The organism is Mesorhizobium sp. M1088, from assembly GCF_040318575.1.
Taxonomy (GTDB): Bacteria; Pseudomonadota; Alphaproteobacteria; order Rhizobiales; family Rhizobiaceae; genus Mesorhizobium.
The window spans coordinates 26,350-47,917 of the sequence record NZ_JAMYMO010000022.1; the positions used below are offsets into that span (position 1 = coordinate 26,350).

The window sequence follows — 21,568 nt, forward strand, 5'->3', positions numbered from 1 at the left end:
CCTAGCTCGCAAACCTAAAATTGGAATGAAGTTCTGAAGCACTCGTAAAGGGGCCACAATCCAATTGCTGAAATAGACAGGGCTTGGAACTCACACCTTCTGCGTCGCCGCAAGAAAGCGTGATCCCCTGTCCTATGGAGCTACTACCGGTCACCGGCCGGAAAGCAAACCGTTGGCAGGCGGATCCTGCCGCGTCCCGATGTTGACAAGCGCGACTGAAGCTTGAAGATTTCTGGACGTAAGCACTTGTCTGGAGGGGTTTATGGCAATGCGCGCGGCTCGTGGTCTATCGATTCTTTTCCTTCTCTTTTTTGCCTGGAGCGGTGTCGCGCAAGCGGCCGAAGCCCGGCGGGTGGTGACATCGGACAATTCCGACTATTTCGGTTTCGATCTCAGATCCGACCAGAATGTCAGCCTCGACCAGTGCAAGACCACCTGCCTCGGCGACCCGGCCTGCCGCGCCTTCACCTACAACCTCAAGGCCAAATGGTGCTTCCTTAAATCCGATTACAATTCGTTGAAACCCTTCGGTGGCGCCGTCGCCGGCAAGGTTGTCAACATCGATGGCGATCCCGACATCGGCGCGCCACCCGAACTCGCCTTCTTCCCCAACTGGATGGACGACCAGGCCCAGCAATACCGCAACAACCTCACTGGCCCGACCTACACCAAGCCGACCGAGGGGCTGACGGCGCTGAGGGCCGCCGCCGAACGGTCGGCGCTGACGGGCGACCATCGCTCGGCCATGCACAAATACGAAGCGGCGGTTTCGGTGCTGCCGGATGATGGCCAGCTCTGGCTCGAGCTGGCGCGCGAAACGCTTGCCGTCCATCCGACCGCCAACAGCTCGGAGCCGTCGACCCTGCCGGCGAACGCCACTTCCGCCGCCTTCAACGCCTACAAATTGCTGCGCACCACCAAGACGCGCGCCGACGTGCTGGCGCTGCTCGGGGACGGCCTTGATCGCCGCGATCTCTACAGGCCGGCTCTGCAGGCCTACGAGGCGAGCCTCGCTCTCGTCAATTCGCCGGCAGTCAGGGCCGCCTATCAGGATCTCAAGGCTCGCAAGGGCTTCCGCGTCATCGATCATACCGTCGATGCCGACACCAGCGCGCCACGCATCTGCGCGCAGTTCTCCGAGGAACTGGTCAAGACCGGCGTCGACTACTCGCAGTTCGTTACTGTCGACAACGCCGCTCCCAAGGGCGTCGAAGCCAAGGACAAGCAGATCTGCGTCGAAGGACTCGAGCACGGCCAACATTACGACGTGACCTTCCGCGCCGGCTTGCCGGCCGCCATTGGCGAAGTCACCGCGGCACCGGTGGTTCTGTCGATCTACGTGCAGGACCGCGCGCCTTCGGCCCGCTTCACCGGCGACAGCTTCGTGCTGCCCGCCGGCGCACGCCGCGGCATACCGGTCGTCACCGTCAACATGAATGCCGCCGAAATGAAGCTCTTCCGCATCGGCGACCGCTCGCTGGCCCAGCTTCTGTCGGGATATCAGTTCCTGCGCCAGCTTGACGGCTACGACATTTCGAACATCTCCGAACAGATGGGCGAGCCGGTCTGGCAAGGCCAGCTCGACATCGCCAACGACCTCAACAAGGAAGTCACCACCTCCTTCCCAATCGACGAGGCTTTGCCGAAGCGCAAGCCCGGCGTCTATGTGCTGACCGCACAAGCCGTCGACGATCGCAGCGACGACTATGATTCGCACGCCACGCAATGGTTCGTCGTCTCCGATATCGGCCTGTCGACCTATACCGGACAGGATGGGCTGAACGTCTTTGCCCGTTCGCTCGCAACCGCCAAGCCGATCGCCGGCGCCGAGCTGACGCTGCTGGCCAGGAACAATGAAATCCTCGGCACCGCGACCACCGACGCGGAAGGGCGGGCGGTGTTCAATCCCGGCCTGACGCGCGGCGACAGCGGCATGGCGCCGGCCGTGCTGATGGCCAAACAGGGCGACGACGATTTCGTCTTCCTCGATATGGGCCGCGCCGGCTTCGACCTGTCCGACCGTGGCGTCGCCGGACGGCCGGCACCTGGCGCGCTCGACGTCTATGCCTGGACCGAGCGCGGCATCTACCGCGCCGGCGAAGATGTCCATGTCGCGGCCCTTGCCCGCGACAGTGCCGCCAAGGCGGTCGAGAACCTGCCGCTGACCTTCATCTTTTCGCGGCCCGACGGCGTCGAGGACCGCCGCATCGTCAGCGATGGCGCATCGGCCGGCGGTCACGCAGTCGACCTGCCGCTGGAACCCAACGCCATGCGCGGCACCTGGACGGTGGCGATCCATACCGATCCCAAGCAGGCGGCGGTCGCCAGCCAGATGTTCCTGGTCGAGGACTTCGTACCGGACCGCATCGAGTTCGACCTGTCCTCCGACAAGCAGGAGATCGCCCAGGGCGAGACCGCCAACATTACCGTCGACGGCCGCTTTCTCTACGGCGCGCCGGCCGCGGGCCTCGCGCTCGAAGGCGAATTGACGCTGTCGACCGCCAGCGATTGGGACCGCTTCAAAGGCTATTCCTTCGGTCTGGCCGACGAACAGTCGGCTGAACCGACTGTGACGCCCTTCACCGGCCTGCCGGTGGTCGGCGAGCACGGCAAGGCGACCTTCCCGGTCTCCGTCGATCAATTGCCATCCACCACCAAGCTGGTCGATGCAAAGGTCACTGTCAGGATGCGTGAAACCGGCGGCCGTGCCGTCGAGCGCTCGCTGAATATCGGCATCCGCCCGCAGGGCCACATGATCGGCATCCGCCCGGATTTCGACGACGACGAGGTGCCGCAAGGCGGCACGGCCAAGTTCAGCCTGATCGCTGTCGACCCAGACGGCAAGCGTGAGGCGCTGAAGGGCGCGCAGTGGTCGCTGGTCAAGGTCGAGCGCAGCTACCAGTGGTACCGCTCGAGCAACTCCTGGAACTATGAGCCGGTCACCTTCACCAAGGCGGTGGCCAACGGCCAGGTCGACCTGAGCGCCGATGGCGAGGCGACGGTGTCGCTGCCGGTCGACTGGGGCCGCTACCGGCTCGAGATCGAGACAGCGGATCCGGAAGGCCCGGCCACCAGCTACGAGTTCGACGCCGGCTGGTATGTCAGTTCCACCACCACCGAAACGCCCGACGGCCTAGAGATCGCCCTCGACAAGGATACCTATGCGGCGGGTGAAGTGGCCAAGCTCAAAGTGTCGCCGCACTTTGCCGGCGAGCTGCTCGTCACCATCGGCGCCGACAAGCTCCTGAAGACCGTCACCGCCAGCGTGCCGGCCGGCGGCAGCACCGTCGACATCCCGGTCGGCGACGACTGGGGTGCCGGCGCCTACGTCACGGCAACGCTGTTCAGGCCGGGCGATGCGCAAGAGACGCGTATGCCGGCGCGCGCCATCGGCGTCAAATGGCTGAAGCTCGATCCCGGCTCGCGGAAGCTTGCCGTCAGCTTGGCGCCGCCGGACAAGACCATGCCGCGCCAGCAGCTGTCGATCCCGGTGGCCGTAGCAGGCGTGCAGCCCGGCACCAACGCCTATGTCATGGTCGCGGCCGTCGACGTCGGCATCCTCAACCTGACCAACTACAAGGTACCGGATCCGGAGAACTGGTTCTTTGGCCAGCGCATGCTCGGTCTCGAGGTTCGCGACATCTATGGCCGGCTGATCGACGGCTCGCTGGGCACAACCGGTAAGCTGCGCACCGGCGGCGACGGCGCCAACATGCAATCGCAAGGCAGTCCGCCGACCGAAAAGCTGGTCGCCTTCTTCTCCGGCCCGGTCCAGCTCGACTCCGACGGCAAGGCGCGGATCGACTTCGACATACCGCAGTTCAACGGCACCGTGCGCGTCATGGCCGTCGCCTGGACAAAGGAAGCAGTCGGCCATGCCCAGTCCGACGTCATCGTTCGCGATCCGGTGGTGATCACCGCCGGCCTGCCGCGATTCCTGGCGCCCGGCGATTCCGCCGTCATGCGGCTCGATGTCGCCGACACCGACGGCCCTGCTGGCGACTACAAGCTGACCATCGACACGACGGGCGACCTGTCTACCGGCAGTGCCGCCTTGCCTGAAAAGCTGACGCTGGCCAAAGGCAAGCGGCAGACGCTGACCGTGCCGTTGATTGCGCGGACCGCGGGCAACGCCTCGATCACCATCAAGCTTGCGCATGCCGACGGCACCGCTGTCGAGCAGACGCTCTATGTGCCGGTGCGCCCAGCGCAACTGCCGGTGACCACCCGCATGGTCGTCGACCTCAAGGGCAATGGCGGCGCGCTGCGCGTCGACAAGGAACTGCTGGCGGCAAGCCTGCTCGATGGCGCTTCGGTCAGCGTCGGCGTTTCGCAGGCGGCTGCCTTCGATGTACCGTCGCTGCTGATGACGCTCGACCGCTATCCCTATGGTTGCGCCGAACAGACCACCAGCCGCGCCATGCCGCTTCTCTACGTCAACGAGATGGCTTCCGGCATCGGCATGGCCAGCGACCCCGATCTGCATGGCCGCGTCCAGGACGCTATCTACAAGGTGCTGAGCTACCAGGCATCGGCCGGCAGCTTCGGCCTGTGGGGTCCGGGTTCCGGCGATCTGTGGCTCGACGCCTATGTCACCGATTTCCTGACCCGGGCGCGCGAGCAGAAATACGACGTGCCGGCTTTGGCGATGAACCAGGCGCTGAGCAATCTGCAGAACGCGATCGGCTACGATCAGGACGTCCAGGATCGCGGCAGCGAGATCGCCTATGCGCTCTATGTGCTTGCCCGCAACAAGAAGGCCTCGGTCGGCGATCTGCGTTATTATGCCGACACCCAGCTCGAAGCCTTTACCAGCCCGATGGCCGTCGCCCAATTGGCGGCGTCTCTCGCGCTCTACGGTGACACCCAGCGCTCGGAGGCAACCTTCCAGGCCGCGCTGCAACTGGCCAAGTCGACGCCCGAATATGACTATTACCGGTCCGACTATGGCTCGCCGCTGCGCGACGGCGCGGCGATCCTGGCGCTTGCCGCGGAAAGCAAGCCGGTGCCGACCATCGTGCCGGCGCTGATCCAACTAGTGACCAGGGAACGCGCCGACGCCAGGTGGACCAGCACACAGGACGAGTCCTGGATGCTGCTTGCGGCCCGCGCGCTGAAGGCCGGCAATGATTCGATCGCACTGACCGTCAACGGCGCACCGCATGCCGGCGGCTATGCGGACCAGATCGCCGGTGGCGACCTGGCCGACAGTCCGCTGACCATCGTCAACACCGGCAGAAATCCGCTGCAGGCGGTCGTCACCACCGTGGCCTCGCCGATCCAGCCTCTGCCGGCCGGCGGCAACGGCTTTACCATCAGCCGTACCTACTACAAGCTAGACGGCACAGAGGCCAACGTGACGGAGGTCAAGCAGAACGAACGCTATGTCGTCGTGCTCAAGGTTTACGAGCAGAACACCTGGCCTTCGCGACTGCTGATCACCGACCTGTTGCCGGCCGGCTTCGAGATCGACAATCCGGGCCTGGTCTCCAGCGCCCAATTGACGAACTTCTCCTGGCTGGCGCAGACCGATGCCGCTCATCTCGAATTCCGCGACGACCGTTTCGTCGCGGCTTTCAATCCCAACGACGGCGACGGCGACCGCAACATCACGCTCGCCTACGTCGTGCGCGCGGTGACGCCGGGCACCTATGCCCACCCGGCGGCAACGATCGAGGACATGTACCGGCCGCAATATTCGGCCCGCACCGCCACCGGCATGATGGAGGTCAAGGCGCCGTAAGGATAGGAATATGGCGGTGGCGCTGCCCCTCATTGCCCTGCCGGGCATTTCTCCCCGTATAGAGACGGGGAGAAAGAGCCATGCGCCGAAGTTTTCGCCGAACTTTAACGTCGCAGAAAAGGCGCCAAGGGTCGCGACAGCCCCCTTCTCCCCGTCACTAAACGGGGAGAAGGTGCCGGCAGGCGGATGAGGGGCGGCGCCATGCTCTCCAGAAAATTCCTGCGCCGAGCGGCCATCACGGGCATTTCCTTGGCCGGTCTCGCGGCAATCACCGCCTTCGGCCTCTGGCAGCTCGACCGCGCATTTCCGCCGCCGCTGCCGGCTGCTTTGACGGTCTCGACCGAGGTGCAGGACCGAGACGGCCAGCTGCTGCGCGCCTTCGCTACGCCGGATGGCTACTGGCGGCTCGCTACCAGCCTGGACCAGGTCGACAAGCAGTTCGTCGACATGCTGGTCACCTATGAGGACAAGCGTTTCTGGGATCATCAAGGCGTCGACGTGCTGGCACTGGCGCGTGCCGCCGGCCAGTTCGCGGCCAGCGGCCATATCGTCTCCGGTGGTTCGACGCTGCCGATGCAACTCGCCCGGCTGATCGAACCGCGCGACAGCCGCAGCCTCGGCTCGAAGATCAAGCAGATGCTGCGCGCCCTCCAGATCGAACGGCGGCTTTCCAAGCGCGAGATCCTCGAACGCTATCTGACGCTGGCGCCCTATGGCGGCAATCTCGAAGGTGTGCGCGCCGCTTCGCTTGCCTATTTCGGCAAGGAGCCGAAACGGCTGACGGTCTCGGAGGCGGCCCTGCTCGTCGCTTTGCCGCAATTGCCGGAAAAGCGGCGCCCTGACCGCAACCTCGACGTCGCCCATGCTGCCCGCGACCGCGTGCTGACCCGCATGGTCTCGGCAGGCCTGCTCGGCGAACGTGAGGCCGCGCGTGCCGCGCTCGACGATGTGTCGGGGCTGCGGCGGACCTTGCCGGCGCTCGCTGCCCATGCGGCCTATACGATGCTGTCCAAGGCCATTCCCGGCCAGAAGCTGCAACTGACGATCCGCAAGAGTGTCCAGGAAGGGCTGGAGCAGGTGGCCAAGGATGCGGCCGCCAGGCTCGGCCCTCGCCTCTCGGTGGCCATGGTACTGGCCGATGCCCGTACCGGCGATATTCTTGGTGAGGTCGGCTCTGCCGATTTCTTCGATGCCAGCCGTTCGGGCTGGATCGACATGACCAAGGTCGTTCGCTCGCCTGGCTCGACGCTGAAGCCGTTCATCTACGGCCTCGCCTTCGAACAAGGCCTGGTGGCGCAGGAGATGCTGATCGAGGACAGCCCAGCCGATTTCTCCGGGTATCGGCCGAAGAACTTCGACATGGGCTATCAAGGCGATGTCAGCATCAGGCAGGCGCTGCAATTGTCGCTCAACGTGCCGGCGATCCGCGTGCTCGACGCGGTCGGCCCGGCCCGGCTGATGGCACGCTTTCGCCAGGCCGATGTGACCCCTATCCTGCCCGTCAACGAAGCGCCCGGCCTGGCGATCGGCCTCGGCGGCGTCGGGGTGACCCTGCGCGACCTGGTCCAACTCTATGCCGGTCTTGCCAATGGCGGCAAGGCACACACGCTGCATGACGGCACCGAGCCGGCGAATGCCGAACGCTCGACCACCACCATCCTCGACGGGCAGGCGACCTGGCAGATCACCGACATCCTGTCAGGCGTCAAGCCTCCCCAGGGTGCCGCCCAACGCGGCATCGCCTACAAGACCGGCACCTCCTACGGCTATCGCGACGCCTGGTCGGTCGGCTTCGACGGCCGCTACGTGCTCGGCGTCTGGGTCGGCCGCCCCGACGCCGGTGCGGTGCCCGGCCTGTCCGGCTATGTCTCGGCTGCGCCCATCCTGTTCGAAGGTTTTGTCCGTTCCGGCCTGGCCGCCGTACCACTGCCGAGCCAGCCGTCCGGCGTCCGGCGTCCGAAACGCGAGGAGCTGCCGGTGACGCTGACGCGCTTCGGCGCCGGCACCGATGGGCTGGTGCAGGCGACGCCGACCGAACCTGCGCCAACCATCATCTTTCCGCCCGACGGCGCTCGCGTCGATCTCGGCACTTCCTCGGCCGACGCCTCGCCGCTGGTGCTCAAGCTGCAAGGCGGCCGCGCACCATTCCGCTGGCTGGCCAACGGCAAGCCGCTGGTCGGCATCGACCGGCGGCGCACCGCGACCTGGCAGCCGGACGGCGCCGGCTATTCGACCCTGACCGTGATCGACGCGGCGGGACGCGCGGCCAGTGTGAAGGTTTTCGTCGAGTGAAAGTTTCCCTTGAATAACTTCCGGCAGGCGATTCAGGGGATTGGGTTTTACGTCTTGCTTTCGGGCGCCGGTATTTCCTCGGCCTTTGCTGACACCCTCCCCGCCGGCTTTGTTCGGCTAGCCGACATCGATCCCAATATCCGGCAGGATATCCGCTATGCCGGCCTCGAGAATTTCCTGCATCGCAAGGTAAGCGGCTACGATGCGCCGGTATGCATCCTCACCAGGCAAGCGGCGCAAGCGCTTTCGGCAGTGCAGAAAGCGATTGCCGCCGAAGGACTGACGCTGGTCGTGTTCGACTGCTATCGCCCTGCGCGGGCTGTCTCCGACATGGGTGACTGGACAAAAACGAGTGGGCCACCGGACGCGCAATGGTACCCAAAGGTCAAGCGCAAGGATCTCATCGCCAAGGGCTATATCGGCGAACTGTCCACCCATTCGCGCGGATCGACGGTCGATGTCGCGATCGCGCGAGCCGACCGCAAGAGCGCTCCGAAACCGGCCTGTGGCGCGACCGATGCCGACACGCTCGATTTCGGCACGGGTTTCGACTGTTTCGATCCAGCGAGCGAAACGGCTCACCGACCGATAGCCAGTGAAGCGGCGGCTAACCGCAAAAGACTTGTCGAGGCGATGCGTGCCCGCGGCTTCAAGAATTACGCCCGCGAATGGTGGCACTTCACGCTGGAGAACGAGCCGTTTCCAAAAGAGCGCTTCAACTTTCCCGTTACCGCCGAATAGCCGGCCGCAACCTTCGGGCGCGACGCAGCCATTGCCGAAGAGCTAGCCGTCTCTAGATAATCGCGTCGGGATCGCAATCATGGTCCATGCGGGGAAAATAGTTTCTCGCATCGCCGAAACTGGGCGAAAAATTGCTTCAATAGGCCAAAAAAGGCAACATTGAATGCATCTAAATTCTATCAATTCGGTAGATTGGCGCGAGTTCAACGGAGGCGGAAATGACCAAACCTCATTTCAGGAAACTGCTCGGCGCACTGGTCGCCACATCTGTCCAGTTCGGCACGCTCGGTTTCGCGTTTGCCGACACCACCATTCTCAACGTGTCCTATGACCCGACGCGTGAGCTCTACAAGCAATTCGATGAGGCCTTTGTCGCCCACTGGAAGGCCGAGACAGGCGAGACCGTCACCGTCCAGCAGTCGCATGGCGGATCCGGCGCCCAGGCGCGCGCCGTGATCGACGGGCTCGACGCCGACGTGGTGACGCTGGCGCTCGAAGGCGACATCAACGCCATTGTCTCGAAAACGAAGAAGATCAATCCCGACTGGCGGACGAAATTCGAAAACAATTCGGCGCCCTACACCTCGACGATCATCTTCCTCGTCCGCAAGGGAAACCCCAAGGGCATTCATGATTGGGGCGATCTGGTCAAGGACGATGTCCAGGTGATCACGCCCAATCCGAAAACCTCCGGCGGCGCGCGCTGGAACTATCTTGCCGCCTGGGCCTATGCCAGCGCCAAGGATGGCGGCGACGAGGCCAAGACCAAGGAATTCGTCGGCAATCTCTATGCGCATGTCCCGGTTCTCGACACCGGTGCGCGCGGCGCCACCGTGACCTTCGCGCAAAAAGGACTGGGCGACGTGCTGCTCGCCTGGGAAAACGAGGCCTATCTGGCGCTTGACGAGTTCGGCGCCGACAATTTCGATATCGTCTACCCGCCGACCTCGATCCTGGCCGAGCCGCCGGTCGCCGTGGTCGACGCCAATGTCGACGCCAAAGGCACGCGCAAAGTTGCCGAAGCCTATCTGAGCTACCTCTATTCCAAGGAAGGCCAGACGCTCATCGCCAAAAACCATTATCGCCCTTCGAAGCCCGAACTGGTGCCGGCGGAGGACTTGGCCAAGCTGCCCGAGATCAAGCTGGTCACCATCGACGACCCGCTTTTTGGCGGCTGGAAGAAAGCACAGCCTTATCATTTCGGCGATGGTGGTATATTCGACCAGATCTACAAGCCGGCCCAGTAGCATTTAGATCAGGACGACATGACCACAGCACCCGCCAAGGCGGGGTGGCGATTCAGGCAGCCGAGCGTCATTCCGGGTTTCGGATTGACGCTCGGCTTCTCGCTTGCCTACCTCACCCTCATCATCCTCATTCCCCTGTCCGGGCTGATCTGGCGCTCGGCGGCGCTCGGCTGGACCGACTTCTGGGCGATCGTCACCGACCGCCGCACCATCAACGCGCTTGAAATCAGCTTCGGCACCGCCTTCATTGCCGCCGCCGTCAACGTCGTCTTCGGCACGATCGTCGCGTGGGTGCTGGTGCGCTACAGCTTTCCAGGCCGCCGCATCGCCGATGCCATGGTCGACCTGCCCTTCGCGCTGCCGACGGCGGTTGCCGGCATCGCTTTGACCACGCTTTACGCACCGAATGGCTGGATCGGAAGCCTGCTGACGCCGCTCGGCATCAAGGTCGCGTATACGCCGCTCGGCATCGTCATCGCGCTGATCTTCATCGGGCTGCCCTTCGTCGTGCGCACTGTGCAGCCGATCATGGAGGAAATCGACAAAGAGGTAGAGGAAGTGGCCGCCACGCTCGGCGCCAATCGCTTCCAGATCATCAGCCGTGTTCTGCTTCCCGGACTGGCACCGGCCATCGTCACCGGTTTCGCGCTGGCCTTCGCGCGCGGCGTCGGCGAGTACGGCTCGGTTATCTTCATCGCCGGCAACCTGCCCTACAAATCCGAGATCGCACCGCTTCTGATCGTCATCCGGCTCGAGGAATATAATTATGCCGCGGCGACCGCGATCGCGGCGATCATGCTGGCGCTGTCCTTCGTGATGCTGCTGGTCATCAACCTGGTGCAGACCTGGAGCCGCAAGCGCTATGGCTGACCCGGAGATCAAATCCTACGCGCCGCACCACGAAAGCCGCTCGGCGGCGGTAACCGAAAGCCGCCCTGCGCAAGCCGTGCTGATGGCGGTAACGTTTGCGTTCCTCGCCATCTTCCTGCTCTTGCCGCTGATCATCGTCTTCAAGGAAGCTTTCGCCAAGGGCATCGAAGCCTACACACAGGCGCTAGGCGAACCGGATACGCGCTCAGCGATCCGCCTGACGCTTCTGGTCGCGGCGATCTCAGTGCCGCTCAACATCGTCTTCGGCATTTCCGCCGCCTGGGCGATCGCCAAGTTCGAGTTCAAGGGCAAGGCGTTCCTGACCACACTCATCGACCTGCCCTTTTCCGTCTCGCCGGTCATTTCGGGGCTTGTCTACGTGCTCTTGTTCGGCGCGCAAGGCCTGCTCGGCGCCTGGCTGAAAGCACATGGCATCGTTATCCTGTTTGCCGTGCCGGGCATCGTGCTGGCCACCGTCTTCGTCACCTTCCCCTTCGTCGCCCGCGAATTGATCCCGCTGATGCAGGAACAAGGCAATGGCGACGAGGAGGCTGCCCTGTCGCTTGGAGCCAATGGCTGGCAGGCGTTCTGGTACGTGACGTTGCCCAACGTCAAATGGGGATTGCTCTACGGCGTGCTGTTGTGCAATGCCCGCGCGATGGGTGAGTTCGGCGCCGTCTCGGTCGTGTCGGGCCACATACGCGGGCTGACCAACACCATGCCGCTGCATGTCGAAATCCTTTATAACGAGTACAATGCCGCCGCCGCCTTTGCCGTCGCTTCGCTGCTTGCCGGCCTGGCGCTCGTCACGCTGGTCTTGAAAACACTTCTCGAGATGCGCTACGGCGCCGAGATCGCCGCGACGCGCGGACACTGACAAATGCATGTCGCCCAAAAGTGTGTAGCGGTTTTTGGACAACGACATGCATAAAACAAAGATTTGATGTCGCCCAAAAGTGGGAACCGGTTTTGGGATAACGGCATGCATCAACTACAAAAGGGATTTGCATGGAAGTTCGCGTTGCCAACGTGCGCAAGGAGTTTGAGCGGTTTCCGGCCCTCCACGACGTTTCGCTCGACATCAAGTCGGGAGAACTGATCGCCCTGCTGGGACCGTCCGGTTCCGGCAAGACGACGCTGCTCAGGCTGATTGCCGGATTGGAGCGGCCGACCCGCGGAAAGATCTTCTTCGGCGAAGAGGATGCCTCCCAAAAGTCGATTCAGGAGCGCAATGTCGGCTTCGTCTTCCAGCACTACGCGCTGTTTCGCCATATGACGGTCGCCGACAATATCGGCTTCGGACTCAAGGTCCGGCACGGGCCGTCACGCCCGTCGGCGAAGGAAATCCGACGCCGCGCCTCGGAACTCCTCAACCTCGTTCAGCTTTCCGGTCTGGAAAAACGCTATCCGGCACAGCTTTCGGGCGGCCAGCGCCAGCGCGTGGCGCTGGCCCGCGCCATGGCGATCGAACCGGCCGTGCTTTTGCTCGACGAGCCGTTCGGCGCGCTCGATGCGCAGGTGCGCCGCGAACTGCGCCGCTGGCTGCGCGACATCCACGACGCCACCGGCCACACCACGGTCTTCGTCACCCATGACCAGGAAGAGGCGCTGGAGCTTGCCGACCGTGTCGTGGTGATGAGCCAGGGCCGCATCGAGCAGGTCGGCACCGCCGACGAGATCTACGACACGCCGAACTCTCCCTTCGTCTACGGCTTCATCGGCGAATCGAGTTCGCTTCCGGTCAAGGTCGAGGACGGCCAGGTCTGGATCGCCGACCGGCCGATCGGGCTTTCCGCGCCGCACGCACCGCAAGGCGAAGCGACGCTGTTCTTCCGCCCGCACGATGTCGATCTGGTGGAAGAATGCAACGGCTGCATCGCCGGCACGGTCGCCGCCAGCCGCCGCGTCGCCGGCACCAGGCGGGTCGAGCTCGAAATCGGCGGCGAACGTCAGCGGGTCGAGATCGAATTGCCCGTCGATCATCCGGCGGCGCAGAAAAGTCGCGTGGCTTTCAGGCCGCGGCGCTGGAAGCTTTTTCCGGCTGCTTGATCCTCTATCAGGCGCTACACCAGCCAGTTCTCGACCTTCAGGCCTTTGATCCGGTTGAACTCCCCGGTGTTGGCGGTCACCAGGGTAGTTCCAAGCGCACGGGCGTGGGCAGCAATAAAAAGGTCATTCTGGCCGATGGTCTGGCCCCTGCCTTCCAGTTCTGCGCGAATCGCGCCGTACTCGGCATCCACCGGCACATCGAGCGGCAAGACGGGAATCTCAGCCAGCAATTCCTCGACCTTCTTGTGCAACTTGGCTGATCTTTTCTTGACGCAGCCATATCGCAGTTCCGACGCGACCACGATGCTGGTACACACGGCGGCGTCTCCCACGCGCAGGACAGCGCTTGCGGCTTTCCCGGCCGGATTTCGGATCATGTCGCTGACAATGTTCGTGTCCAGCATGAACCGCATCAAAAAAATTCCTCGGATTTGACAGGCATATCCTTGACTTCGGGAAAGTCTTCCTCGGCACCGGGCGGCGGCTCTTTCGCCCATTGCGCGAGCAGTGCGGTGAGACCAGGTTTGCGGACCGGCTCGATGATCAGGCGGTCGCCTTCACGGCTGATCAAGACCTTTTCGCCGGGAAGTTCGAACTCGACAGGAATGCGCACCGCCTGGCTGCGATTGTTACGAAACAGCTTCGCCTCCTTCGGCGGGGTTGTTGAATGGCGGTGTTGAGACATGACAACAGCTCCCTTGCATATACTATTTGTATATGCCAGACAGGGCGGCGATGCAATCGCCTTGCACCGCGTTGGCCGGCCGGGAACCATCGTGCACGCCGACGGCATCGGCGCCGCTGCCAAGCTGTCCTGAGACTCTGCTTGAAAGAAAAAACCAGAAATCGCCCACAGCGGGAATATTTCTTCTATCGACAACGTGGAGCGGCCGCTCTGCGTGCCTCGTCGCGCACGATGCCTTGCCGCTATGGTCCGGCATTAAGCTCATGGCATTGGAGCCTGTTTTCATGAAGCGATTTTTGCTTGGCATCGCCACGTTGGCCGGCCTCTTCCTCGCATCCTCCCAAGCCTGGTCGGCCGACAAATTGCTCAATGCTTCCTATGATGTCGGGCGCGAACTGTTTGCGCAGGTCAACAAGGCGTTCGTCGCCGACCACCCCGGCGTCACCATCGATCAGTCGCATGCCGGAACCTCGGCACAAGCACGCGCCATCGCCGAAGGCCTCGGCGCCGACGTGGTCACGTTCAACCAGGTCATCGACATCGACTTCCTGGTCAAGAAGGGCCTCATCTCCGCCGACTGGCAGAAGGACTTTCCCGACAACGCCTCGCCTTTCTATTCGCTGCCCTCCTTCCTGGTGCGCGCCGGCAATCCGAAGCACATCAAGGATTGGAACGATCTCGTGCGCGACGACGTCCAGGTGATCTTCCCTAATCCGAAAACATCGGGCAATGCGCGTTACACCTATCTCGCGGCCACCGCCTACGCCAAGGAAGCCTTCAAGGGCGACGATGCCAAGGTGAAGGAGTTCGTGACAAAGCTGTTCAACAACGTGCCGGTGTTCGACAGCGGCGGGCGCGCCGCGACCACCACTTTCGTGCAGCGCGAAATCGGCGACGTACTCATCACCTTCGAGTCGGAAACGCGCGGCGTCCGCAAGGAGTATGGCGAGGACAAGTTCGAGCAGGTAACGCCTTCGGTCAGCCTGTTGGCGGAATTTCCGGTGGCGATCGTCGACACCGTTGCAGACGAGCATGGCACGCGCGATCTCGCCAAGACCTATCTCGACTTCCTCTATACACCGGAGGGCCAGGACATCGCCGCCCGCAACGGCCTGCGGGCCCGGGACGCGGCGGTCGCTGCCAAATATAAGGCTGAGTTTCCCGATGTCCGCCTGCTGACGGTGGAGGAGGTCTTCGGCGGCTGGGCCAAGGTCCAGGCCGAGCACTTTGCAGCGGGCGGCCTGCTCGACCAGACTTATGGCAGCCGCTGAGGCGATGTTCCAACTTTGACAGAAGCCGGCTTTGCCGGCTTCTTTGCTTTCGCGCCGCGAAAGGTGATTTCTGGCACTTTCCGGGCGCATTCCGTCCAAAACGTTACAAAGAATCAACGCGTTTGTGCCTACCGTGAGAACGGACGGCTTGTTTTCGCGAACGGCTTCGCGTGATCAAACCGTCATGATTTGCACACAAACAGCCGCCAGACGCAGGTGGTTGGGGCTTCATGGGTTGACTCGGGGCATGCTTACCAAAAAAGGCAAATACGGCCTCAAGGCCCTCGTGCATCTGTCGGGCCTGCCGGTCGGCCAGCTCGCATTCGTCAACGACATTGCGGTCGCCAATAACATCCCCAAGAAATTCCTGGATGCCATCCTGGGCGAGTTGCGTAACGCCGGCTTCGTCCAGAGCCGCAAGGGCAAGGAAGGCGGTTACCGCCTTGCCCGGCCGGCTTCCGAGATCAAGATCGGCCATGTCGTGCGAGTCCTCGACGGGCCGCTGGCGCCGATCCCCTGCGCCAGCCGCACGCAATACCAGCGCTGCGAGGATTGCGACGAGGCGACCTGCCAGGTCCGGCACATGATGCTGGAGGTCCGGCAGGCGATCGCCGAGGTGCTGGACAACCGCAGCCTCGCGGCCATGCGCGACGCCGACAATGACGATTTCCCGGTCGAACTGACGTCGCAAATCTAGCGCGCGAGCAGGCTCAAGGCGGTCGCGACGGTGTCGGCGACCGGACGCGTGCCATCCAGGGTCATTGCCGCCTCGTCCGCCGCTGGCGCCTCAAGCGTGGCGAACTGGCTGTCGACCAGGCTTGCCGGCATGAAATGACCCTTGCGATTGCCGACGCGCTGTTTTGCTGTTGCCGGGTCGATCTCCAGGTGAACGAAAACGATATCCGCGCAAAAGCCGCGCAGGCGATCACGATAGCTGCGTTTCAGCGCTGAGCAGGCGGCGACCACACCTTGTCCGCTTGCGACCGACGCGGCCATCCGCTGGCCGATCGCGTCGAGCCAGCCTTCGCGCAACGCGTCGGTGAGCGGCTGGCCGCTCGCCATGCGCGCGACGTTTTCGGGCGGATGCAGCCTGTCGCCTTCGATAAAGACGGCGCCCAATGCCGCTGCAAGCGCTTCGCCGACAACCGACTTGCCGCAGCCGGCAACCCCCATCACCACGATGGCGGGTATCGTTCGAACAGTGCTCGGCGGCTTATATGCCACGTCTTTGCCGGTCATGCAGGTCAGCGGCTTGCCGGCGCGCGGCCATAGAGCAGCAGCATGGCGACGATGACGACGCCGTAGATAATCTGCCGTCCCGCCTCCGGCATCTGCATGACAGAGAGAATGGACTGCAGAAGCGTGATCAGGATTACCCCGGCGACTGTGCCGAGATAGGAGCCGCGCCCACCGAGGATCGACGTGCCGCCGAGCACAACCGCGGCGATCGACGGCAGCAGATAGGCGTCGCCCATCGACTGTGCCGCCTTGGAGGCATAGCCGGCCAACAGCACGCCGCCGAAGGCGGAGAGCCCGCCCGAAACCGCAAAGGCGATCATCACTACGCGCCTTGTATCGATGCCGGAAAGATAGGCTGCGCGCTCGCGATTGCCGATGCCATAAACGGTGCGGCCGAAGCCGGTGCGGGTCAGCACGAACACCATTGCGGCGCCGATCAGCGCCCAGATGAGGACGGCGTTGGGCACGGCAGGAACGGCAAAGCCGGTCGCCAGATAGCGCATCGCACCGGTCGCCGAATCCTGCGGCGAGAAACCGCCCGTATAGACCACCATCAGCCCCTGCGCGACGGCGTTGGTGGCAAGCGTGATGATCATCGAGGGAATGCGCAGATAGGCGACGCCGATGCCGTTGACGATGCCGATCAGAACACCGCAGAAGATGCCGAACGGAATGGCAAGCGCCACGCCGACCGGGCCGTATGCGGCCGCGGCACAGGCCATCATCGCGCCGGCCGCCACCGACCAGGGCACCGACAGGTCGATCTGGCCGAGCAGGATGACCAGCATCATGCCGGTCGCGATGACGCCGAGAAACGACGCCACCTTGAGCTGCTGCAAAAGGTATTCAGGCGACAGGAAGCTGCGCGAATAGAGGCTGCCGAGGAACAGCAGCAGCACGATACAGGCGAACGCCGTCAGCACCGCCGGGTCGGCGCGGCGGAGGAATTTCGGCATGCGGCCGGCGAGACCACTCACAGTCGTTTCGCTCACAGGAACCACTCCAGCCGGTTGCGGACCCGAAACAGGGCGAAGGCGCCGAGGCTGACCGCGATCAGCAGAATGACGCCCTGGAACAGGGGCTGCCAGAGCGGATCGAAATCGAAGACGAACAGCAGGTCGCCGATGGTGCGGAAGGCAAGCGCGCCGAAGATCGCGCCGATGGCGCTGCCCTTGCCGCCGAACAGCGACACGCCGCCAAGCACGACCGCGGCAATCGAAAACAGCGTATAGGCGTTGCCGCTGGCATAGGCCGCATCACCGGTATAGGTGAAGAACGTCAGGAACAGCCCGCCGATCGCGGCAAGCAGACCGGCAAGCGCATAGGCGGCGAACTTTCCACGCCGGATCGGCACGCCGGACATGTAGGCCGCCATCTCCGAGGAGCCGGCCGCATAAGCGGCGCGGCCGAGCACCGACCGGCTGAACGGCACCCAGACGACAAGCACGACCGCCAGCAGCGCCACCAGGCTCGCCGGCACGATACCAAACAGGCGCCCGGTCAGCGCATCGGCGAGCCCTTCATTGACCGAGCCGCCCGGAAACGGCCGAAGCAGCAGCGCAATGCCGAAATAGACCGCACCGGTGGCGATGGTGGCGACGATCGGCTGCAGGCGTCCATAGATGACGATGGCGCCGTTGATTGCCCCGCACAGCAGCCCGGTGCCGAGCACGGCGATGACGCCGACGGCGGTCTCGATGCCGGTGCCGACGACCAGCCACGACGCCAGGCAGTTGGTCAGGGTGAAGATCATCCCGACCGAGAGATCGATGCCGGCGGTGATCACCACCAGCGTTTGCGCCATGGCGACGAAGGCGAGCAGCACGCCCTTGTTCGAGGCCGTCTGCACGACGTTGGCGGTGAAGCCCGCCGGATGGTTCGAGGTGTAGATGACGAACATGACGACGAAGATGCCGAACGCCAATAGCGTTCCGCGCTGTTCGGCAAGCCAGTAGCGCCAATCCTTCACGCGTCCGCTCCTTGCTTTGGCATCTCTTCGTGAATGTTGAGCGCGCTGGCGATCAGCGCCCGCTCGGTGATTTCGGCGCCGACCAGTTCGCGCTTGACCGCGCCGTCATAGAGCACCAGCACGCGGTCGCAGCAGCCGATCAGCTCGTCATAGTCGGTCGAATAGAAGAGGATCGCCGCACCCTGGTCGGCAAGCTTGCGCATCAACTGGTAAAGCTCCTGCTTGGTGCCGACATCGATGCCGCGCGTCGGATCGTTGAGCAGGATGATGCGCGGCTGCCGCATCAGCCATTTGGCGATGACGACCTTCTGCTGGTTGCCACCGGATAGCGCGCCGACCGGAATGTCGAGGCCGGCGGTCTTGATCGCCAGGAGACCCACCATATCGTCGATCAGCCGCTGCTCGGCGGCGCGATCGATGATGCCGGCCCTGGACAGCCGGTCGAGGGCAGCGAATGAGAGGTTTTCGCGCACCGTCATCGGCAGCATCAGCCCCTCGGTCTTGCGGTCCTCCGGGATCAGCGCCATGCCGATCCGGTCGTCGCGCGCCGCGGCCGGGCTGGCGATCGCCACCGGCCTGCCGTCGATCAGGATCTGGCCCGACAGGCCACGCAGCACACCGAAGAAGGCGAGCAGCAATTCGCGCTGGCCTTGGCCGTCGAGGCCGCCAAGCCCGACCACCTCGCCCGCCCCGACCGATAGCGAGACATCGTGCAGCCGATCCGTCCAGGACAGGCTGCGCGCCTCCAGAACCGGCGTGGCTGCGGCAGCCGCCCGCGCGGGCTTGGGCGGAAAGATGTGGCTGTATTCGCGCCCGATCATCAGTTCGACGACCTCGTTGTCGCTTTTTGTACCGGCCGCGTAGCTGGCGACATTGCGGCCATTGCGGAACACCGTGCACTGGTCGGCCAACTCGGCGATCTCGTTCATGCGGTGCGATATATAGAGCAGCGCCAGCCCTTCCGAACGCAGCCGCTTCAACACGGCGAAAACTCTGGCGACGTCGGCCGCGGTCAGCGCCGAGGTCGCCTCGTCGAGGATCAGGATGCGTGGCTTGCGCGCCAGTGCCTTGGCGATCTCGACCATCTGCCTTCTTGAAAGGGGAAGATCCTTGACCAGCGCCAGCGGATGGATATCGGAAGCGCCGGCGCGAGCGAGGGCTTGTTCGGCGATGCGGCGCTGCGCCTTGCGATCGATCATGCCGAAACGCTTCGGCGGATCGGAAATGACGATGTTGTCGGCAACGCTGAGTTCGGGGACGAGCGACAGTTCCTGGAAGATGCAGACGATGCCGGCCTGGTTGGCAGCGGCCGGCGAAGCGAAGCTCACTTCGTTTCCGTCCAGCATCATGCGGCCCTCGTCGGGCGCAACGACCCCCGCCATGACCTTGATCAGCGTCGATTTGCCGGCGCCGTTCTCGCCGAGAATGGCGTGGATGCTGCCTGGAGTGACCGACAGTTCGGCCTTCTCCAGCGCGCGCACGCCGCCATAGCGCTTGGATATGCCTTCCATGCGGAAGAGCGGAACCGCACCGTCCATCGGCCCTCCCCAGGCGCTTGGCAATCAGGATGTCGAGCGCCGACGCCGCGGGATCTCCCGCGGCGTCGGGTTGTCGGAGTTTACTGGTTTTCCTTGCTCTGGCCCATGATTTCCTGCGCCGTGAAATTGATGCCGCAGGTCGGGAAGGAATTGCCGACGAAGAAATTGTCGGATTGGTCGGGGAAGTAGTCCTGGCCTGCCTTGAAGTTCGGATCCTCGACGATCGCCAGCGGCAGCTTGACCGCTTGCGGCACGACCTGACCTTCAAGTGCTGCAATCGCCGTCTTGATGGCAACCGCGACCTGCGCCGGGCCGGTGCCGGCCGACGAGCATTTCAGGCCGTCAGCGGCGAACTTGGCGCAGAATTTGCGGAAGCCGTTCTCCGTCTCGCCGCCGAACGGCACGAACGGATGCTTGGCATCGATCATCGCCTGCACGATGCCGGTATCGCCGCCCTGTCCGGTAATGCCGTCGAAGGGGCCGTTGGTGGCGATGGCATCGGCCGTAGCCTTTTGCGCAACGCCGTCATCCCACTTGCCGACGACCTCGGTGACATCCCATTTCTTACCGGAGGCGTCGAGAACCTCGTGGATGCCGTTATGGCGGTCGGTATCGACGGACGTGCCGGCTACGCCGCGCACTTCCAGCACCTTGCCGCCGTTCGGCACGTGCTTGACCAGCCAGTTGCCCCACAATTCGCCAAGACCTTTCTGGTCGACATTGACGTTGATGGCATCCTTGGTGTCGAGGATGTTGTCGAAGGCGACCAGCACCACGCCGGCTTCCTTGGCCCGCTTGATGACAGGACCGAATGCGGTCGGGTTCTGGGCGTTGACGACAATCGCGTCATAGCCGGAATCGATGAAATTGTTGATTGCCGAAATCTGGGCCGGCACGTCTTCGCCGGTCGAGACCACCTTGAATTCCTTGAGCTTGGCCGCGACGTCCGGCTGCGCTGCATAGGCCTTTGCCGTCTGCACCATCTGGATGCGCCATGTGTTGGCGATATAGCCGTTGGCCAGAGCGATGCGGTACGGGCCGTCTTTCTTGGGGAACTTGAAGAACTGCGTATCGGCCGACCAGGGCGCGAAGCAGTCAGGCTCGGCCGATGGCCCCTTGACGATTTCAGGATCGGCGATCGCCGACGAGCTCAGCATGACGAAAGCAGTGGCGGCAACGATACCGCCAACGAGTGACTTGATCATCGATATTCCTCCCAGTTGCAGTTTTGTTTGTTGTTACGCCGATGAATTTGCGCTTTTCCGGCCCGGCACCTCCCGCCGTACCCGTCGCGCGTTCAGGTGGCCGAATGCCGACCCGATCCCCTCCTTTGCTGCCCGGCTAGTCCCGCAAAAACTATCATATTATACATAATAAACAAGCATGAGCTGTCGCTTATGTATAATAAACAGCCCCCATCCTCTGAGCGAAGTACTGCCCGGCGATAACTGGTAGCGCTACCATGACGTAGTGTAAAGCGCCATTGCGTTGAAGCGCGCTTCAGCGTGCCGTGCTTTCACGCCGCTTGAGTTCGAAGCCGAGGTCGCGACGACACCTGCGCCACCCGTCGATCCGTTGCATCCAAAACGGCGACAGCATCTATGAAACGCATTACTGTTTCGTCGCTTTGCGCAGAACAACGCTGGATGTGGGGAGCCAATGATGGAAGGACATATTGATCCAAAACTGGAACACATGTACCGCCGTGGCTACTCAGCTGGCGTATTCGATGTACTGGCGAGCCTTGCGCTCCTTCTTTCCGATGAAGACCGCCAGATTGTGGAGAACTGGGCCAAGAACGACCTTGCCGTCTGGAGAACTATGCGCCTCAATGAAGCGGTTCGGCCTCCGGATTTTCCCTTAGGAAGTCGCCCAGATGTTCATGGACCCTGGCCTGCGTAGGTGTCCGAGACCTACTCAGTTC

Annotated in this window: 17 protein-coding genes; 10 read left to right on the forward strand and 7 right to left on the reverse strand. The window is 63.3% G+C overall.

Annotated elements, in window-relative coordinates; translation table 11 throughout:
• Positions 1-262: 262 nt before the first annotated feature.
• The 7 genes from NKH49_RS22185 (at position 263) to NKH49_RS22215 (ending at position 12,942) form a co-directional block, all read left to right on the forward strand.
• Positions 263-5,743 carry an alpha-2-macroglobulin family protein gene (locus NKH49_RS22185; protein ID WP_352927851.1) on the forward strand — a complete coding sequence of 1,827 codons (5,481 nt, stop codon included), beginning with the start codon at positions 263-265 and terminating at the stop codon, positions 5,741-5,743.
• Between the two features lie 201 nt (positions 5,744-5,944).
• The gene (gene pbpC / locus NKH49_RS22190) at positions 5,945-8,035 is read left to right on the forward strand and encodes a penicillin-binding protein 1C (RefSeq protein ID WP_352473518.1); all 2,091 of its coding nucleotides are present in this window, start codon (positions 5,945-5,947) and stop codon (positions 8,033-8,035) included.
• A gap of 9 nt (positions 8,036-8,044) precedes the next feature.
• Positions 8,045-8,776, forward strand: a complete 732-nt coding sequence (locus tag NKH49_RS22195; RefSeq protein ID WP_352927854.1) for a M15 family metallopeptidase — start codon at positions 8,045-8,047, stop codon at positions 8,774-8,776.
• A 218-nt stretch (positions 8,777-8,994) separates the two neighbouring features.
• Entirely contained in the window at positions 8,995-10,023 is a 1,029-nt protein-coding gene (locus NKH49_RS22200; protein WP_352473515.1) for a sulfate ABC transporter substrate-binding protein, read from the forward strand.
• Between the two features lie 18 nt (positions 10,024-10,041).
• Positions 10,042-10,893 (forward strand): sulfate ABC transporter permease subunit CysT, encoded by an 852-nt coding sequence (gene cysT, locus NKH49_RS22205; RefSeq protein ID WP_352771332.1) that lies wholly within the window; start codon positions 10,042-10,044, stop codon positions 10,891-10,893.
• Complete coding sequence (gene cysW / locus NKH49_RS22210) at positions 10,886-11,770, forward strand: sulfate ABC transporter permease subunit CysW (protein WP_352473513.1); 885 nt, start codon at positions 10,886-10,888, stop codon at positions 11,768-11,770. The genes cysT and cysW overlap by 8 nt, the downstream gene beginning before the upstream one ends.
• A 131-nt stretch (positions 11,771-11,901) precedes the next feature.
• Positions 11,902-12,942 (forward strand): sulfate/molybdate ABC transporter ATP-binding protein, encoded by a 1,041-nt coding sequence (locus tag NKH49_RS22215; RefSeq protein ID WP_352465240.1) that lies wholly within the window; start codon positions 11,902-11,904, stop codon positions 12,940-12,942.
• Positions 12,943-12,956: 14 nt separating this feature from the next.
• Here NKH49_RS22215 and NKH49_RS22220 read toward each other — a convergent pair whose 3' ends face one another.
• Both NKH49_RS22220 and NKH49_RS22225 read right to left on the reverse strand, forming a co-directional pair.
• Positions 12,957-13,355, reverse strand: a complete 399-nt coding sequence (locus tag NKH49_RS22220; RefSeq protein ID WP_352771334.1) for a type II toxin-antitoxin system VapC family toxin — start codon at positions 13,353-13,355, stop codon at positions 12,957-12,959.
• Entirely contained in the window at positions 13,355-13,627 is a 273-nt protein-coding gene (locus NKH49_RS22225; RefSeq protein WP_352927918.1) for an antitoxin, read from the reverse strand. Before NKH49_RS22225 ends, NKH49_RS22220 begins: the two co-directional genes overlap by 1 nt.
• Before the next feature lie 284 nt (positions 13,628-13,911).
• Between NKH49_RS22225 and NKH49_RS22230 the strand changes: the two genes are divergently transcribed.
• Both NKH49_RS22230 and NKH49_RS22235 read left to right on the forward strand, forming a co-directional pair.
• Complete coding sequence (locus NKH49_RS22230) at positions 13,912-14,898, forward strand: sulfate ABC transporter substrate-binding protein (protein ID WP_352927857.1); 987 nt, start codon at positions 13,912-13,914, stop codon at positions 14,896-14,898.
• 247 nt (positions 14,899-15,145) lie between these two features.
• Complete coding sequence (locus NKH49_RS22235; RefSeq protein WP_006202816.1) at positions 15,146-15,595, forward strand: RrF2 family transcriptional regulator; 450 nt, start codon at positions 15,146-15,148, stop codon at positions 15,593-15,595.
• Here the strand turns inward: NKH49_RS22235 and NKH49_RS22240 are convergent.
• From NKH49_RS22240 to NKH49_RS22260, 5 genes are all read right to left on the reverse strand, one after another.
• Positions 15,592-16,071, reverse strand: a complete 480-nt coding sequence (locus tag NKH49_RS22240) for a gluconokinase (RefSeq protein ID WP_352836419.1) — start codon at positions 16,069-16,071, stop codon at positions 15,592-15,594. The two genes, NKH49_RS22235 and NKH49_RS22240, sit on opposite strands and share 4 nt — an antisense overlap.
• Before the next feature lie 71 nt (positions 16,072-16,142).
• Positions 16,143-17,129, reverse strand: a complete 987-nt coding sequence (locus NKH49_RS22245; RefSeq protein WP_352465244.1) for an ABC transporter permease — start codon at positions 17,127-17,129, stop codon at positions 16,143-16,145.
• A complete protein-coding gene (locus NKH49_RS22250; RefSeq protein ID WP_352465245.1) occupies positions 17,126-18,106 on the reverse strand; it encodes an ABC transporter permease in 981 nt (326 codons plus the stop codon). The genes NKH49_RS22245 and NKH49_RS22250 overlap by 4 nt, the downstream gene beginning before the upstream one ends.
• Entirely contained in the window at positions 18,103-19,644 is a 1,542-nt protein-coding gene (locus NKH49_RS22255; protein ID WP_352774487.1) for a sugar ABC transporter ATP-binding protein, read from the reverse strand. Before NKH49_RS22255 ends, NKH49_RS22250 begins: the two co-directional genes overlap by 4 nt.
• 80 nt (positions 19,645-19,724) lie before the next feature.
• Entirely contained in the window at positions 19,725-20,849 is a 1,125-nt protein-coding gene (locus NKH49_RS22260) for a sugar ABC transporter substrate-binding protein (protein WP_352473506.1), read from the reverse strand.
• 457 nt (positions 20,850-21,306) lie between these two features.
• Here NKH49_RS22260 and NKH49_RS22265 point away from each other — a divergent pair, with 457 nt between their 5' ends.
• Positions 21,307-21,546, forward strand: a complete 240-nt coding sequence (locus tag NKH49_RS22265) for a hypothetical protein (protein WP_352927861.1) — start codon at positions 21,307-21,309, stop codon at positions 21,544-21,546.
• Positions 21,547-21,568: the final 22 nt, after the last annotated feature.